Source organism: Bacillus sp. SH7-1 (genome assembly GCF_008042405.1).
Lineage (GTDB): Bacteria > Bacillota > Bacilli > Bacillales > Bacillaceae_G > Bacillus_A > Bacillus_A thuringiensis_N.
This window is the reverse complement of record NZ_QNUD01000015.1, coordinates 1-16187: the sequence shown is the minus strand read 5'-3', so window position 1 is coordinate 16187 and position 16187 is coordinate 1. Positions and strand designations below refer to the sequence as shown.

The following is a 16187-nucleotide window of genomic DNA, read 5'->3' as shown; positions in this document are numbered from 1 at the left end:
AAAAAGATAGATGTGTACACAACAAGAAATTCCAATATAATTATTCGAATATAGTGTTAAAAAATAAAAAGGTAGAATTTAAAATAAGGAATTAAATTACAAACGCTGATTTATCAATTAGTTTGAGTGTTTTTCTATTAATTCGTAGTAAATAAAGTGATATTGAGATAATAAGATATGTAATTTTGCATATCGGATTGTAAAGCCGAATAAAGGTGAAAATGATTTAAATGATACGGAAGTTGTGAGAGAGTAATACTGAAATTTTATTTACCTGTTTATTGTGTGAAATAAATTTATTTGAATAGACGCAAAAATAGAGGTTTGCCTTAGACATTTATGAAGGCTAAGAATATTTATAACGAAAGGAGTAAAATACACAGGTCTAATTTTTGTAATGATGGAGGGAATTATTGTGGACATAACTCAAAGTATGGCAAGAATCGTGGTTAATGGGAAAGATCTGCCGTTTCGTTCAGTTAGAACTTCTGTATGGAATCAAGGGCCTGTAAATGATTTAATTGTTTCAACAAACCAGAGAGTTGAGGAGCTTTATCAGTTTATGTGGTCGCAAGTGCCAGTTATGCTTGCGATGTATTTTCTTCAGGGGGCAGACTTAATGAGGTTTGCTAGAATTACTGGGATTAATCAGAGTGCAACGGGGGAATATATTTATCATTTCTCTTGGGGATAAAACGAATGTAAAGTAGCTTAACAGCTGCTTTTTTATTGTGGAAAGGAATTTTAGAAGGTGATGAATAGGAGGTTAGGAAAATAAGGTTAGAGTGTGATATAGATAATTTGTGACTGTTTTTAAGCTCGTAAAGATAATCGGTTACTTTCATCTAATGCAAGGGGAGATAAACAAATGTATAGAAGTATACATACGAAAAAATGAAATGAATCAAATTTTAATCGTGAATAATACTACTTCCGTATATATTGCGGCTAATTCATAGTATGTAGAGAGGCCGCTATGAATATGAAGTTTTTAAAGAGCACAAAAAATAAAAAACAGAGAGACATATTTTTTGTCCCTCTGTTTTTTATTTTATTCACAAATAGTTCCGGTTGCTATACCAGTTGGAGCAACACCTACTGGAACTGTAAAAATAACCGTATTTGTAGCAGTATCAATGACAGATACAGTGTTACTAGCTTGGTTTGTAACATAGGCACGAGTGCCATCTGGTATGATGGTTACTTGATCCGGGGATAAAGCAACAGGAATTGTATCGATTACTGTATTTGTTGCTACGTTTATTACAGATACATTATCGCTAACTTTATTTACAACATAAATACGAGTGCCATCTGGTGTAATATCTATACCAACCGGTTCAGTACCTACGTTAATTGTATTAATAACGGAATTAGTAGCGGTGTCAATAACAGAAACAGTATTGCTATTTTGATTTGTGACATACGCACGAGTACCATCTAATGTAAAGACGATTATCCTAGGGCGAATGCCAACAGGAATCGTAGTGCTGACAGTATTAGTAGCAGTATTAATAACAGATATTGTGTTGCTTAATTCGTTTGCAACATATGCAAAGGCTCCATTTGGAGAAACAGTGATTCCTTGCGGAGCGTTGCCAACAGGAATGGTATCAACGACTGTGTTAGTAGCAGCATTAATAACAGAAACCGTATTATTACCGTGATTTCCAACATAAACAGTTGTGTTATTTGGAGAAACAGCAACACCGATTGGATTAGATCCAACAGGGATGGTAGCGACAACTATATTTGTGGCAGTATTAATAACAGAAACGGTATTTGAAAAAATATTAGTAACATAAGCCCGAGTCCCATTTGGTGAAACTGTTACTTCAAGAGGTGCATTGTTTACAGTAATTGTAGCAACAACTGTATTTGTTCCGGTGTTGATTACAGATACTGTATCATCTGTGGGGTCGTCTATGGCTCCTGCGTTTGTAACATAAACAAGGAAATTACATGCAGGTCCCGTAGGTCCGGTTGGCCCAGTCGGTCCCGTAGGCCCCGTTGGACACTCACAATCTCCAGTGGGTCCAGGTGGTCCTTCTGGTCCCTGAATACCTTGCACACCTTGAGGTCCCGTAGGCCCTTCTGGTCCTTCTGGTCCTTGAATACCTTGCACACCTTGAGGTCCCGTAGGCCCTTCGAGTCCTTCTGGTCCCTGAATACCTTGCACACCTTGAGGTCCAGTAGCTCCTTCTGGTCCTTCCGGCCCTTGAATTCCTTGTACCCCCTGAGGTCCAGTCGGCCCTGGTGGTCCAGGAACTCCCATTCCAGTCCCAGAGCCAGTGGGTCCAGGTGGTCCAGGTGGTCCTTGAATACCTTGCACACCTTGGGGCCCAGTCGGTCCAGGTGGTCCTTCTGGCCCTTGAAGTCCTTCCACGCCTTGAGGTCCAGTAGCTCCTGCAAGTCCTTCCGGTCCTTGAAGCCCTTGCACACCTTGAGGGCCAGTAGCTCCTTCTGGTCCTTCTGGCCCTTGAATACCTTGCACACCTTGAGGGCCTGTAGCTCCTTTAGGTCCTGGAAATCCTCTAGGTCCAGTAGCTCCAGTAGGACCGGGTATTCCGATAATATTTAATAGAGAACTATTCAATATTCCTTGCAAAATTAAGTTGAATGTTTGTTGCAATAATGGGTCCGATATATTGGAACAACTAATGAGCGAAGATAAATTTTGGAATAGAAATTGGAATAACGCAGAGATTTGAGTAAGAGATGCAGTAGGTAAGGAATTGATTAGTTGAGTTATAGTTCGTATAACTAAATTTCTATTTGGAGTATTTGGTTGCACTGTAATTATTAAATCATTTAATGCCTGTAATGCAGATTGGAGTATTTGTATAGTTGTCGGATTTGGCGTGGTAAAGAAAGAAAGGATAGCTTGGTTTAATTGGTTAATTAGGGACAATAATTCTTGTTGCTGAGAAAATGAGAAAAAAACAGGTGTACAACAATTAGTTTGATTACAAGAGGATATAGAAATAAAACAGGGGAATTGGAACTTGTCGCACGGATCGTTTGAGTTTTGATTATATTTCATAATTACCTCCTTTTTAAAATTTTATAATCGTTAAGTATGCCTTAAGAATTTGTATTTTCTTCTGCATTTAAAGGATTTGTAAGTATTTGTGTAATGTGAAATGTTCAGGAATATTTTCCTTCTAAGTATATGTTTAGGAAATCGAGACGTTCTTATGGGATGTATAATCAATACTTGGTTATTAAAAGGAAGTGTAAGTAAGGCTAGAAAACAAAATGGAAATATATTTTTATTAACTTAAAACATAAAAAGAGTAATTTATTAAGTGTTCTAGTGAAGGAATCATCTATTTGCAAAAACTACTTTGTTTTATAGGAAAAGTAATACAAATAGATATTTATATCTAACGAAAATATTTAGAATGTTTTGTTGATCCAATATGGGCTTTTATGAATTATTATCCATTTTATGTGAAAAAGCTGTATACTGAGTATTTTAATAAACTGAATTGTAGAGTCGCTTAAGCAACGGTGTTAGTAATAAGTATCAGAACAATATAGATTAACGTTAAATATGAGTGTGATTAATGAGGGAAATTCCTTTTATAAGACAATCTGATAAAGTGGTGGAAAGCTAAGAGTAAGTCTGGATTTTTAACAGGAAGATGTGTAATTGAATAGGGTGAAAGTAATTACTTAATGTTGGGATAGGTTATAAATGGAAAACCAAATGAAAGAAATATTTGGTGCGTTGATAGCAGCTATAGGTACAATAACTTCCGCTATTGGAAGTACACCGTTCTATTTTATAGGCGGTAATATAAGGGGGAATTTTAATATATATGGAAACACATTACAAGCAGTTGGTAACGCTTTAGAGGCTGATGGTCAAGGGGGAATATCTCTTGAAAAAATCGGAAATGAAATTCAATCAAGTGGTAATGTAACTGTACTATCCGGATTAGTTGTTGATTTTAAAGATGAAACAAAAATTAAATTAGTGATTTCTGGAAATTGGACACAGACTTTAGGAGGACTTACAGCATTAGCAGACGAATTTGAAGATGCTTCAGATCAAGATGAATCTTTTAATATTGTAGGAAACTTGTTGCAAGCTATAGGGAATTCCTTGCAGGCGATTGGAGGAATTTAGACCATCAAGTAAATAGGGAGCTGGATAAAAAGAAAGAAGGACAGTCAATAGGTACCATAGGTAGTTGGATCCAAGCTGTAGGTTCTGTATTTTCATTAATTGGACAAATACGTGAAAAAGTGAGGAGTTAGAAGGGAGCGATAAATAGACTAGTTTAAAAGGAGCGGTTAGCAAAAGCTAAATGCTTTCGTAAAAAATGGAAATAGGAAATACTTTTTGAAAAACAACATGTACTTATTGATAAAGAAATATTGGATTTAAATTGAGAGAATGAAAAAGAACTCTACTGGAAAGGTCTTATTAGTTAATAAATTATTATAATGTAATTAACACTAATATCAAGTTTATTGATGTAGTTTAATGTTATCACTACATGTTTGAAAAGACATATGAATAACCTTCATTTTGATGAACCATTTCTATATAAAAATCATATGATACTTTGTAAGACAAGCAAACAGCTTATAATCTATTAAATAATCATTGAAATTGTTGCTTGCAACTACTGATTTAAATGCTTTTTTATTGAACAAAATGCCCATTTGAATAGGAGGTTAATGGTGGGGAAGACATTAGAAGAATTAGAAAGGTGTTATAATGAAGCCTTAAATGAAGGAGCAGAGTATGTAGCTGTTCAGATTAAAATAGATGGATTTTCTGGTGATGAATTAATTATTAACGACAAATATAACATAGATTCTAAACTAGCGTATTACAAGAAAACGTACAATGAAGATCTAGAACATAAATGGAATCCAAGAATTCGTATTGTAGGTTTTGCATATGGTTTTTCATTTTCAGGAATTGTACGCAAATTAGGATTGCTAGTTTAGTAGTGTTGAAACTGATGGTAATTATTAAGAAAGATACCATGATCTTAGTGGTATCTTTTTTTGTTAAGGAATAAATTAAAAAGAGAGCTTAAGCCCTCTTTTTAATAAATGCCTAACTTTTATGCACAGATTGGAATTCCTAATGCTATTAAAGTCAATGCTACTTGAAGAGAAAGTTCTAATCTAGCAATTTCGATTCCAGCAACTGATACCACTAAAAGAGGTTGTCCATTAACGAACAAAACACAACTTTCCATACTTACACCGCCTTTCTAGTAATCTACTATAGTATATGAATCAAATTTAAAAACGTAATAGTTAAATTAATAGATTTTATAAAATTGATAAATTAATCTATTGTATAAAATGAATTTTAAATGGCCTAACAGCTGCTTTTTTGTCACCTTATAAAAAGGGTATGAATATATTAGTAGTATATAAAAGCATAGGAGTGATAGATATCTTTTTTGCAAAGTTACGTGGTAGAAATGAAGTTCCACCAGTAGAAACAGACGCTCGAGGAGAGGCTTTCTTTAAATTAAGTCGGGACGAACTTATCCTAAAATTCAAGTTAGATCTATTCAATATAGAGGATGTAACAGCTGCCCATCTGCATCTTGGAGCAAAAGGAACGAACGGTCCTGTTGTAGCTTTTTTATTTGGACCAATAACAAATCCGGTTTCAATAGAGTGTGCAACGCTTACGGGAATGATTACTCAAGAAGATTTGGTTGGGCCGTTAGCGGGTCAAACATTAGGTACTCTAGTAAATGAAATCATATCTGGAAACATTTATATTAATGTTCATACAGTACAACATCCTAATGGTGAAATTCGTGGACAATTAAATTATTGCTAAGAAATAATAGTGTGAAAAATAAAGCATCCGTTTAGGGTGCTTTTATTTTGTGGAGGATGTATAGATAGATAATTTACCTTTAATAATCTTGAGAATTCATTTGTATAGTTTCGAAAGTAATCGAATTGAATTAGTAATAGTGAATTCTTTACCTTTTTAATTAGTAAAGTAAATATTGAAAACTTGTAAATGAAATATGAAATTGTAAGAGATAATAGACATATTTAAATTTAATAAAAGCTAATAGACTAGATTTCAGCACTCATTGAAACAAAGAATCATAACATACTTTGTAATAACTTATATGGAAGTGAGTTGAAAATAATGTTTTATTCATATTTTGCTTCTCAAGCAAATATTCGACCTGCGTATGGTACATCTATAACGTTTAGCGGAGCACAAAGTACAGTTCAAGCTGTTCAACAAGCGTTACAAATGCAACAACAAATGCAGATGCAGCAACAAGGTATCCAGCCGTATTATTCATCCATGGAGTATTTTTATCCAGTGCATCAAATCACACCGTATGGAAGTTCTTTTCTTACAATCCCATATGGAACTGTATTTAATCTATAAATTGAAAGTTTTATCAGTAGGAGCAGGTATCCCAAACCGATTATTAGCCATCACCAATTGGACATATACGGGAAACCCAGCTCCCACCTACCTTTATCGCAAATGCCGAATTTTGAGGTATCCGCAAATAGCGGAAACAATTGAGGGGGATGAGTGTATATGTAAGCGTCAAATAGTTCCATCTACAATTTGTAAATAACTAATGAGATAATCTTTGTACATAATCTATAAGTGGTTTTTTTGATAAAAAAATATCGATCGAAGAAAGAATGAGAATTATCTTATCATGACAAATGATGGATAGTGGCACTATATGAAAGGATACATGAACATTTACTAACGCGAACTAGGACAAGAGGTAGCAACGAAATGCTATCTGTGGTTATATCGCACAGAACGATTGTTCTATGGCCATCAACTTACAAGAGCAGGAGAATATTCGAACCGTTTTTTACTGGTTTTGAAGGATATTTACAGCCACAACATCTTATATTTTGTTTATAATTGTAAATGGTTATTGAAATGTATAAATATTTTTTATTTTTTTATAAATAAAAAGGAAAAATAATGCAACTTTTTAATTTGTCTATTCGTGTTATATATGAAAGGAGGAGGGGGATGGAGATTGAAGAAATATATAAGATTTATATAAACGATGTGTATCGGTATTTATTTTCCCTTTCTCGTAGCCATCATGTAGCGGAGGACTTGATGCAGGAGACTTTTTATCGTGCGTATCTTTATCTAGAAGACTATGAAAACCAAAAGGTAAAATCATGGCTTTTTAAAGTAGCATATCATACGTTTATTGATTTTGTTAGGAAAGAGAAAAAAGTATCTTTTGTAGGAACGGAGGAATTAGAGGCAATTCAAGCAGGTGAATCTACAGAAGAGTATGTAGTCGCAAAAAATAGTTATGAAAAATTAATTCAGATTATTCATACTTTACCTATGGTAGAGGCACAAGCTGTTTTATTATGTGATGTACATGAATTAACGTACGAAGAGGGTGCTTCTGTATTAGATTTAAAGTTAAACACATATAAAAGTCACATATTTCGCGGGAGAAAGAGATTAAAAGAATTGTTAAAGGAGGAAAAGAGTCAAAATGACAAATGATAAACCTCATTTTGAACAAGATGATTATAAAGAATTGTTACAAGAAGCTCTTCATCAAAGGCCGGATTCACTTTCTAATGGAAAACAGGAGCAAGTGTTAAAAATAGGAAAAAAAAGAGCGCGTATTACGAATGTATTAATTGTATTTACTTTTTTATTACTGATTCAACCTATTTTATATATATCTACACTCTTATATTATACATTGGCACCTACAAACGCATTGGAGATACGGAATGTAGTAAATCAAACGTTAAGTGTAACAGAACCAAATGTATTTCTGAAAGAAAGGGACATGGAGCAATCATTGTTACCGCTTAGTTTACAAATGCATTTTGATTTGTATAAAAGGGTAGGGAAGAAAGATATTCGAATAGGAGAAGAGAAAACAGATTACGTATTTAGTAGAGCAACGAGAGTAAGCCGTGAATATACAACAGATGAAAAAATTCCAGAAATCCCGTATATAGATAACGAGGTATTGTCTCATCCTAATAATTATAATGCGTCCTATAATAGTAGCGAAGAAGCGCAGGTATTAAAGGGTCTTCCGCAAGAATCTGTAGTAGAAGCATTTGTATCTTTTAGAGAATTATTAAGTGTACAAGAGGTAACGAATATGTTTCCTACTATTGATATTGTGTGGTATGCCGTTAATACAGGATTAGAGGAGAAGCAAACGAATGACGATGGTATGTATGTTGCCCCGGTTGGCTTTCCGTCAGATATGATTTCAAGGCCAAGTGGTGCTTTTGTAAGTGATTCACCTCATGAGGAACAATTTATTGATGTGTTAAAGTCATTACAGAATCATGAAAATTTAGCAGTGAAGCTATCTAGAGCGAAAGTATTAGAGTTGTCAAAGCGTATTTCTTTCCTTGAAAAAAATGGGGTAAAAACATATGGGGCAGTTGTAACAGGACCTAAAGCAGAAGTTGAAAAATTGATGAGCCACGAAAAAGTTAGAAAATTGAAAGTAGGTGAAGCGAGGTTATGGAATTGGCATTCTTAAAAAAAAGAAAAAATCATATTTATAAACAGGAAACGTGGATGGGGATTATTTCATTAATTATTGCCTTTCTAGCGTTATTGTATTTGAACATTATATTGCTTATTCAAGAAACATTTATAGGTAAAGGTTTTCTTCAAATAGTTGGTATTGGATTGGTGTGCTCAGTCGTAGGTATGATTACAAAAAGCAAAAGTCGGAAATATGCATTGTGGGCATGTAGTTTATATCTTTTTATGCTACTGTTTTCTATAGTTGGATTTATGTTAGGCTGGATGATAAGCTTTGGGCCATAAAAATGTGGGAAAGAGCGAATGTAGATTCGCTCTTTTTTATGTACAAAAAGTAAAGTAGATAAGGGAAGAATCTATCGAATTTGAATAAGGGGTACTATTCTATTAGGTTGTGGTTTTATTGATGCATCTTCTGCTCAAGTGTATATAAATAGGCGATAAGTATAGGGCTAAAACAATACTCATCCAAACGTTATGCATCCCCCTTACATAATATATAGTAATAAGCATGAAAGGGGAACTAGTATGTCTTGCTATTACTACTGTAAGTATTGTAAAGAGCATAAAAAGAAACAGCATAACTGTTGTAAGAACAATAGTAAGTGTAATGACAAAAAGGATAGTCTTGTTAGGGCATCAGCATTTAGAGCTAGAAATACGGTGAATCAACCTGTTCCTGCTAATACTTTTGTAAAAGTATTGTTCCAAAATGAACAATTTGATTTAGCAAATGAGTATAATCCAGCAACGTCTATTTTTATTCCGAAGACTAAAGGAGTATACTCTGTTATTGGAACGATTGGTTTTTTTTTAAACGATCCTAGCTTAAATTATAGAGCTCGTGTAGAAATTCGTGTGAATGGAAACGCAGCAATAGCTATAGATAATGACTTTTTTGGTCCAATAAGTTTTGGAAATGTAGTAAGTGTTTCGACGATTATTCAATTGCATGAAGGAGATCAAGTTGAGGTTTATGCACAAAGTAGCATAGACGGAGTTTTAAGTCCTTCGGAAGACGGCTCGCATTTTGAAGCTGCAAGATTCCCATCTCCAATTGAATAATGAAGACAATAAAATACTTTTCAGTAGGTTGAGTTAATCCCCTTCACCGAATGGTGGGGGGATTATTATTGTTTTTCTAAAATATATAAGTAAATAGGTTAAATGTAATTTATTTTAAGAGCATTTCGCATGCTAGGATGTAATGTTGAAAGTGAAAATAAATAGAGGAGTATTATTGATTAAATTGTTTATAAGAAGCGGATGAGTTTACCACTTATGAAATATAAAAGTGTACAGATTTATTTGTACAGAATGAGGGATAAATAAAAAAAGAGCATACATAAAAAGTACGCTCTAAAGAAAGATAGGTTTTATGAGTGGATAATCTCCATACGATAATATATGCTCAGCTAATAAAAACGTGTAAAAAATCAATAGATTATCAATGAAATATCATGAAATGCGTAATTTTAGTCTATTGCCGGAGTCATTTAGCTAACCAAATTGTAAGGATTGTGCATAGAACGGATTAACCACTGGATAATGATCGTACTTCAGTTTCGTATTTTTTATAGTTTGGATATTGTGTAATAGTTTGACATTTAAGTGTGGAAAGTTGATTAATTATAGAAACATTTGTAATTACCTCGTTACAAGGACCGAAAAATGTAACTTTTAATTTTGAATTTGGTGGAACTTTGAAAACAATAGGTTTTTTTTTCATGAAATCAGCTCCTATGATGCAGTATTATATACTGCGTTTTTTATTTAGATTGTAAAGGCTTATTAATATAATATGAATCTTTAGTTGATAATGATATGAAGTTAACTACTATGCAGGGCCTGATGTATAAATTATTAAGGGAATAATTGATGGGGCAAAATCTTTTCATATGTGGGGTAGAGCGAAAAATGCGGTAGATATTGGATGAAATAATTGGTTGCTGGAAGAGCATGTAACGATAAGTAGTTACATATTTTATGAATACGTAAATGAAGGGAGTGAGTCGCATATTTCTATGTATTTTTCATGTCCTGGCAACGATGAAAATTCTAAGAATTCTTTAAATGCAAGTGCTAATGTTGAAGCCCAAGGTTTGCTGAGACTAGAAAGTAATTTTTCGAATTGATCTGTGGATGTTACTCCCTCAGTTGCTAAAATTATTTTCTTTGGTATATTGAATACGGTTTCTATAGTTGAAGGTGAGATACCTGAAGCATGTCGTAATAAAAGATAGTATTTAATAATGGTGCATAATTTTTTATGTTACACGGAATAAGCAATTCATCATCATCAAAAGACTTTGCCATTATATATACATTGATAAGTAAATCGTTAAATATATTTTCGGATTTGGATACATTTAGGTCGTTATAAGTTATAGATTCAGTAACGGCTATTGGCGTGTTTCCCATATTTATTATCTTTTTTAATTATATCCTTTACTTAGTATTCTTTTATAAAAGTAAACGTTGTTTAACTTTCTCTAATATTTTTGTTTTTCCTTTTAAAGGGAGAAATGAATTGACGACATCAATACCAAAAGCTTTAATTGCTTCGTCAATTAACAAAATAATATTGAGAAGAAAAGTAATTAGAAAAACTATTAAGGATACTGTTTTTTAGTATCAATACGAGATTCAAAATAAAAAGGAGCTATCATGCTCCTTTTTTATTTGAGTTTTGAATTATTTTTGTGTAGAAGCTATTGATTTTGTTTAAGTTTTACAAATATAAAACTTAATGAATAAATAAGTAAAGAGCGGCACGGCTATGTTGGGTAATAAAAAATGAAATAAGGAAGGAATTCCTACGAGCTGGACATAGTCAAATCCTTTTACAGAGATAAAAAGCTGATCTCCTAATGGACCTTTTGAAAAAATTTGATTGAGTGTGAAGTTCCATCCTAAATGAAATCCAATGGGTAATAGCATTGATTTTGTTTTTTGAAAAGCATAAGCCCAGACAAGTCCAGAGAATCCGGTTGCTAAAAAGATAAGAATCATTGGTATGAAACTTCCAAATAATCCATAAGAAAACCAGTGATAGAAACCAAAACAAATCGCAGAAAAAGCAACCCCTTTTTTTTCTCCAATTTTTTGCATTATTATATATAGTAATGCTCCTCTGAAAATAAATTCCTCGAAGAGAACGGATTTTATATTCCACCAAAAAACTGTGAGAAAATTCATAAATGAATAGGTTGGATTGAGTTTCCAATATTGATGTGTAATCAAGAAATCTATACTTTGTACCAACGCGCATAACATACTTGTAAATAGGAATGCGAAAATAAATTGTTTTGTTCGTTTTTTTGTTGGCAGTAAACCTAATACTGAGAGAGTGTGTTTTCCGAAGATTTGAAGTGTAATCCATGACAGTATGAATAATGTCACTATCCCTATCATACATAATCCCCTTTCTAGAAAATTGATTTTTATTCTTAAAAGATTAATGAAATAGTGATATTCATTATTTGAGACTCCTATTAATTAAAGACGAGTAAAAAATCAAATTATGTTACACTCAAACAGTATCAAGGTTTATTTTATGCAAGATCTGTGTGAGTATTGCCATAAATTCTACATATGATGGTCATAAAGAAGTAGTTGAGTGTTTAGTTGAAAAAGGAATAGATATTTCAATTAGATACACTGGAGAAAATATTAAGAATATGGATGCTTATGAATACGCTAGAGAATTTGGGCAAACAGAAATTGCTGAATATTTAAAGCAGAAGATTGATAAAAAGAATAGGCTGTTAAAAAGTACATACTCCATGACGGTTGTACTATCATAAAGTATTACGTGCTTGAACTTCCTTTCAATCGAATAGAGTTGATTACAGAAGTGTAAGCCTTCACTCGCCTTCACTTTTTGCCCCTTCTGTGATTCAGGTAAAGCTTTTAAGGCTTCATCAAACTTTCATCTCGCATCGCCCAACATCCAAAAAGGGTGACATCCGGTACTTGATGATACCCACTATATCCATCTACCTGAAAATATCCTTTAAAACCACTTAAAAAACGTTTCGGATGTTCGCCTGCTCTTATAGGGTGATAGTCAAAGAGGACAATAGTGATATCCTCTCGTCCTGTACGATATAGCCACAGATAGGACTTCGTTGTTGCGGGCTCGCCCAGGTTCGCGTAAAACTTGGAAGGTTGTTTCGCCCGCATGAAGAATAGTTCGAGTAAGTAGGTGTTCATGCATCCTTTCATACAAAGTCATTAACCATCGATTAGCCCCATATAATAACCAATTTCCCATCGTTTGTCGTGATAAGAAGATTCCCATTCTTTCTTTAATCGGTGTCTTTCCATAAAAAAACCTCCACATATAGTATGTAAGGAGATTATCTCATGGATTATTAACAAATAGTAGGTGGGGAATATTTGACGCTTACATACGTAAAGGGTCATTTTAGTGATACATAGTAAGATAACATTTAATATTTGAATAAAAACAACATGATACATAGTTTTTCAAATGAAATGAATTACATCTAGAAAACACATTATTTACACAAGTACATTGTATATTTGTTCTTGTATAATAATAAAAGTGAGGTATTTTGAATTGAAAAAGAAAAAGCTATTTTTAGGAACAATTATTTCATGCGTAGTACTGACATTATCTGCATGTGGTTCCTCAGACAACGTAGTAACATCGAAAGTAGGAAATGTTACAGAGAAAGAGTTAAGTAAAGAATTAAGACAAAAATATGGGGAAAGTACTTTATACCAAATGGTGTTAAGTAAGGCGTTGCTAGATAAATATAAAGTTTCAGATGAGGAAGCAAAAAAACAAGTAGAGGCAGCAAAAGATAAAATGGGTGACAACTTCAAATCGACTTTAGAGCAAGTTGGGTTGAAAAATGAAGATGAATTAAAAGAAAAAATGAAACCAGAAATTGCATTTGAGAAAGCGATTAAAGCGACTGTCACAGAAAAAGATGTAAAAAATAACTATAAACCAGAAATGAAGGTAAGTCACATTTTAGTGAAAGATGAAAAAACTGCTAAAGAAGTGAAAGAGAAAGTAAATAATGGTGAAGATTTTGCGGCTTTAGCGAAGCAATACTCAGAGGATACTGGTTCAAAGGAACAAGGTGGAGAAATAACTGGTTTTGCTCCAGGGCAAACGGTGAAAGAATTCGAGGAAGCTGCATATAAATTAGATGCAGGACAAGTAAGTGAGCCAGTAAAAACAACTTATGGTTACCATATTATTAAAGTGACGGATAAAAAAGAATTGAAGCCATATGATGAAGTAAAAGATCAAATCCGTAAAGATTTAGAACAGCAAAGACTACAAGATACGACAGGCAAATGGAAACAGCAAGTAGTCAATGAATTATTGAAAGATGCTGATATTAAGGTGAATGATAAAGACTTTAAAAATACATTTGAATTTCTAGAAAAGAAATAATGACTGTAATTAGAAAAGGGAACCTATATAGGTTCCCTTTTCTAGTTAGTGTGTGAGTTATAAATAGATAGTAAGACAATACAATATTACATTTAAATATTAAGAATTACAATGGGAATTTATGTAATTATTTTAAAGTGAAATAATTATTACTTCATAGAATGTTGATATTATAATGTTTTGTTTCATTTTATTAAATATAAAACAAATTAATTAATTTTAGCCCATTATTTGTAGGCAGTACGATTTGCGTGGGCTAATTATTAGTCAGGAATGGACAAAGCTTGAAGGGATTTAAGTTTTACTTTATTGAAGTGGATAAACATAATTTGCAGAATGAAACATACAATTATATTGAAATATATTGACGCTAAATGAAGTGAAAAGCAGAGCATTCTATTATGATGGATGTTCTTTTTAGTATGAAATTTTAAGGGGAAGAATGAATACTTTTAAATGAATTATTGGATTGATGAATAAATTATGTAGGGGGAGAAAATGTGAAAATAATTTTTCAAAGAGAAGACGGAGGGAAAATTTTTGAATCGTATGATGAAGATATAAATAACTTATTAGCTATTTTAAAAGAAACGAAAGGGATTAAGATCGGGATGGTTGACTATGAAGTATTAAAATACGAATTAGAGTATTTTCGGAATCCAAAAAAAGCAGTAACAGAGAGGGAATTACATATAATAGTACAACCGAAATATATTTAATAATTAGAGTTAATTATTAATAAATAGTTTTATGCAGTATGTACGAAAAGAGAGTGTTTAAATTGCTCTCTTTTCACAAAAATTCATAAGGAACGAATTGAAGCCCATTATAAATCCCTTAAATGTTATGAGTTCGTTCTTTATAATCTATGCTTTCAGTTATAGATGGTTAATAAACTCGAAAAAATTAAAACTTTTTAGTGTAGGAAGGAATTTTATATTTGAGTAGATAATTGTTCATATGAAGTATTTTTTATACGAATATTGGAGGAGTAAAAATGAGTTTAGCAAGTTATATAGGGTGCAATGTAGAAATTCCATTAACAGATCCAGATTCTAATGATGTAATTGTTTTTGGACCATGTTTTTCAGACGAAAGTAAACTTGAAATTGTACAAGAGTTTCAAGTTCAAACAAGTTACACGTATGAAGTTTCAACGAGTTGGGGCATTGAACTTGTTGAGTGGCAAAAAAAAGAGAAGAAAGAAGCTAAAAAAAAGTTATTAGCTCTATGCTCGATTATGGAAGGGTATTTAAATGATGGGGACTATTTTGAATTATTCAGTTGTTGGGTTGGTGATGAAGATAAGGAACGAATGGGAAAATTAAAATTAAATCATTTTCATATAGATGAAATTTGTATTTCAGAAAGAACACTTATCAGGATAGAAAAATAAATATAGAAATATACGTTATTAGAAAAAAGCGACTTTACTTTGTATGAAGTCGCTTTTTTTAGTTGAAGTGTGAACATCCTATTAAATAGGAAGTGAAAAGTGTATTTGATGAAGAAAAAATGTATAACGAAATGATTTTAATTACATTTTGTTAAAAAATATAATTAAATCTCTTCTCAAAAGAACGTAAGTTCGTGTATAATTAGAACGGACGTTCTCTCTGGTGCAGATAGTATAAGAATTAGAAATAAAGTGAAACTGTAATCAGCGGGGGCATCGTCTACTGATTATTGGCTTTCATCAATTGGGCGTTTACGGGCAGTTGATTTTTCGCGCATATGCTGAATTTTGAGGTGGGAGCTATACTGTCTGCTTATACGTGATAAATATGAGCCTAGCAATTATTAAAGAATAATTAAGGAACAATATGTGTGAGATTGAATGGATGATCAAGGAGATAAAGAAATGAATGATGTAAAGGTGCAAAAAGAAGAAAAAGAATGGGTTCCATTTACAGTAATGTCGGAACAGTTGTTAAGTATGCGAAAAGTTATTGGAGAGAAATTTAAAGTACAAAAACCGCTCTTAACAAAAGAAGAAAAAGAGAGGATTTCTGATAAATTATTAATGTCATTGTTGACTGAGAAAGAAATATTGGTGACATATTTTGAAAATGGCTATATACTTACCAGCTACATGACAGTGGTGCATATAAATCCGCTAAAGCACAGTATAATGTGTACTGACGCATTTTATAAAACTTACGTATTTAATACTACGGATATTATTGAAATAACGTAAAGTAAGCTAAA

At 32.7% G+C, this 16187-nt stretch carries 16 protein-coding genes and 3 pseudogenes; 14 read left to right on the top strand and 5 right to left on the bottom strand.

Annotation, left to right across the window (positions count from 1 at the left end):
- Nucleotides 1-397: 397 nt before the first annotated feature.
- Nucleotides 398-694 carry a hypothetical protein gene (locus tag DN390_RS13920; protein WP_060630728.1) on the top strand — a complete coding sequence of 99 codons (297 nt, stop codon included), beginning with the start codon at nucleotides 398-400 and terminating at the stop codon, nucleotides 692-694.
- Between the two features lie 357 nt (nucleotides 695-1051).
- Here DN390_RS13920 and DN390_RS13915 read toward each other — a convergent pair whose 3' ends face one another.
- Nucleotides 1052-3043: a YVTN family beta-propeller repeat protein gene (locus DN390_RS13915; protein WP_147807597.1), complete on the bottom strand. Its 1992-nt coding sequence runs from the start codon at nucleotides 3041-3043 to the stop codon at nucleotides 1052-1054.
- Nucleotides 3044-3700: 657 nt separating this feature from the next.
- Here DN390_RS13915 and DN390_RS13910 point away from each other — a divergent pair.
- Nucleotides 3701-4283 (top strand): annotated as a pseudogene (locus tag DN390_RS13910) (DUF6944 family repetitive protein).
- A gap of 412 nt (nucleotides 4284-4695) precedes the next feature.
- Entirely contained in the window at nucleotides 4696-4968 is a 273-nt protein-coding gene (locus tag DN390_RS13905) for a hypothetical protein (RefSeq protein WP_147807596.1), read from the top strand.
- 119 nt (nucleotides 4969-5087) lie between these two features.
- Here the strand turns inward: DN390_RS13905 and DN390_RS13900 are convergent, their stop codons facing one another.
- Nucleotides 5088-5225: a DUF3956 family protein gene (locus tag DN390_RS13900; RefSeq protein ID WP_000443219.1), complete on the bottom strand. Its 138-nt coding sequence runs from the start codon at nucleotides 5223-5225 to the stop codon at nucleotides 5088-5090.
- A gap of 203 nt (nucleotides 5226-5428) precedes the next feature.
- Here DN390_RS13900 and DN390_RS13895 point away from each other — a divergent pair, with 203 nt between their 5' ends.
- The 6 genes from DN390_RS13895 to DN390_RS13860 all read left to right on the top strand — a co-directional run bounded on the left by DN390_RS13895 (nucleotide 5429) and on the right by DN390_RS13860 (nucleotide 9607).
- Nucleotides 5429-5827, top strand: a complete 399-nt coding sequence (locus DN390_RS13895; RefSeq protein ID WP_098264318.1) for a CHRD domain-containing protein — start codon at nucleotides 5429-5431, stop codon at nucleotides 5825-5827.
- Between the two features lie 324 nt (nucleotides 5828-6151).
- Nucleotides 6152-6403, top strand: coding sequence for a DUF3947 family protein (locus DN390_RS13890; RefSeq protein ID WP_147807595.1), 252 nt, complete (start codon nucleotides 6152-6154; stop codon nucleotides 6401-6403).
- 618 nt (nucleotides 6404-7021) lie between these two features.
- Nucleotides 7022-7522 carry a sigma-70 family RNA polymerase sigma factor gene (locus DN390_RS13880; protein WP_098608128.1) on the top strand — a complete coding sequence of 167 codons (501 nt, stop codon included), beginning with the start codon at nucleotides 7022-7024 and terminating at the stop codon, nucleotides 7520-7522.
- Nucleotides 7512-8534: an anti-sigma factor gene (locus DN390_RS13875; protein WP_147807594.1), complete on the top strand. Its 1023-nt coding sequence runs from the start codon at nucleotides 7512-7514 to the stop codon at nucleotides 8532-8534. The genes DN390_RS13880 and DN390_RS13875 overlap by 11 nt, the downstream gene beginning before the upstream one ends.
- The gene (locus tag DN390_RS13870; RefSeq protein ID WP_147807593.1) at nucleotides 8516-8827 is read left to right on the top strand and encodes a hypothetical protein; all 312 of its coding nucleotides are present in this window, start codon (nucleotides 8516-8518) and stop codon (nucleotides 8825-8827) included. The genes DN390_RS13875 and DN390_RS13870 overlap by 19 nt, the downstream gene beginning before the upstream one ends.
- A gap of 243 nt (nucleotides 8828-9070) precedes the next feature.
- On the top strand, nucleotides 9071-9607 hold the full coding sequence (locus DN390_RS13860; protein WP_147807591.1) for a C1q-like domain-containing protein: 537 nt from the start codon (nucleotides 9071-9073) through the stop codon (nucleotides 9605-9607).
- 469 nt (nucleotides 9608-10076) lie between these two features.
- Here the strand turns inward: DN390_RS13860 and DN390_RS13855 are convergent, their stop codons facing one another.
- A complete protein-coding gene (locus DN390_RS13855; protein WP_147807590.1) occupies nucleotides 10077-10271 on the bottom strand; it encodes a hypothetical protein in 195 nt (64 codons plus the stop codon).
- Nucleotides 10272-11266: 995 nt separating this feature from the next.
- Nucleotides 11267-11956, bottom strand: coding sequence for a CPBP family intramembrane glutamic endopeptidase (locus DN390_RS13840; RefSeq protein ID WP_255443962.1), 690 nt, complete (start codon nucleotides 11954-11956; stop codon nucleotides 11267-11269).
- 179 nt (nucleotides 11957-12135) lie between these two features.
- On the opposite strand from DN390_RS13840, the pseudogene DN390_RS13835 reads away from it, so the two are divergent.
- Nucleotides 12136-12348: pseudogene (locus DN390_RS13835) on the top strand (hypothetical protein); the annotation flags it as partial.
- A gap of 5 nt (nucleotides 12349-12353) precedes the next feature.
- Here DN390_RS13835 and DN390_RS13830 read toward each other — a convergent pair.
- Nucleotides 12354-12848, bottom strand: a pseudogene (locus DN390_RS13830) (IS66 family transposase); the annotation flags it as partial.
- Nucleotides 12849-13127: 279 nt separating this feature from the next.
- Here DN390_RS13830 and DN390_RS13825 point away from each other — a divergent pair.
- The 4 genes from DN390_RS13825 to DN390_RS13810 all read left to right on the top strand — a co-directional run bounded on the left by DN390_RS13825 (nucleotide 13128) and on the right by DN390_RS13810 (nucleotide 16176).
- The gene (locus DN390_RS13825; RefSeq protein ID WP_147807588.1) at nucleotides 13128-13979 is read left to right on the top strand and encodes a peptidylprolyl isomerase PrsA; all 852 of its coding nucleotides are present in this window, start codon (nucleotides 13128-13130) and stop codon (nucleotides 13977-13979) included.
- A gap of 500 nt (nucleotides 13980-14479) precedes the next feature.
- The gene (locus DN390_RS13820; RefSeq protein ID WP_060630740.1) at nucleotides 14480-14698 is read left to right on the top strand and encodes a hypothetical protein; all 219 of its coding nucleotides are present in this window, start codon (nucleotides 14480-14482) and stop codon (nucleotides 14696-14698) included.
- Between the two features lie 278 nt (nucleotides 14699-14976).
- Entirely contained in the window at nucleotides 14977-15375 is a 399-nt protein-coding gene (locus DN390_RS13815; protein WP_147807587.1) for a KH domain-containing protein, read from the top strand.
- A 465-nt stretch (nucleotides 15376-15840) separates the two neighbouring features.
- Nucleotides 15841-16176 (top strand): YolD-like family protein, encoded by a 336-nt coding sequence (locus DN390_RS13810; protein WP_060630742.1) that lies wholly within the window; start codon nucleotides 15841-15843, stop codon nucleotides 16174-16176.
- The last annotated feature ends 11 nt before the right edge of the window (nucleotides 16177-16187 follow it).

Excerpts from the sequence above, each read along its gene's own strand:
- DN390_RS13920 (WP_060630728.1), top strand. The coding sequence starts at position 398 with ATGATGGAGGGAATTATTGTGGACATAACTCAAAGTATGGCAAGAATC.
- DN390_RS13915 (WP_147807597.1), bottom strand. The coding sequence starts at position 3,043 with ATGAAATATAATCAAAACTCAAACGATCCGTGCGACAAGTTCCAATTC.
- DN390_RS13900 (WP_000443219.1), bottom strand. The coding sequence starts at position 5,225 with ATGGAAAGTTGTGTTTTGTTCGTTAATGGACAACCTCTTTTAGTGGTA.
- DN390_RS13890 (WP_147807595.1), top strand. The coding sequence starts at position 6,152 with ATGTTTTATTCATATTTTGCTTCTCAAGCAAATATTCGACCTGCGTAT.
- DN390_RS13880 (WP_098608128.1), top strand. The coding sequence starts at position 7,022 with ATGGAGATTGAAGAAATATATAAGATTTATATAAACGATGTGTATCGG.
- DN390_RS13875 (WP_147807594.1), top strand. The coding sequence starts at position 7,512 with ATGACAAATGATAAACCTCATTTTGAACAAGATGATTATAAAGAATTG.
- DN390_RS13870 (WP_147807593.1), top strand. The coding sequence starts at position 8,516 with ATGGAATTGGCATTCTTAAAAAAAAGAAAAAATCATATTTATAAACAG.
- DN390_RS13860 (WP_147807591.1), top strand. The coding sequence starts at position 9,071 with ATGTCTTGCTATTACTACTGTAAGTATTGTAAAGAGCATAAAAAGAAA.
- DN390_RS13855 (WP_147807590.1), bottom strand. The coding sequence starts at position 10,271 with ATGAAAAAAAAACCTATTGTTTTCAAAGTTCCACCAAATTCAAAATTA.
- DN390_RS13840 (WP_255443962.1), bottom strand. The coding sequence starts at position 11,956 with ATGATAGGGATAGTGACATTATTCATACTGTCATGGATTACACTTCAA.
- DN390_RS13815 (WP_147807587.1), top strand. The coding sequence starts at position 14,977 with ATGAGTTTAGCAAGTTATATAGGGTGCAATGTAGAAATTCCATTAACA.
- DN390_RS13810 (WP_060630742.1), top strand. The coding sequence starts at position 15,841 with ATGAATGATGTAAAGGTGCAAAAAGAAGAAAAAGAATGGGTTCCATTT.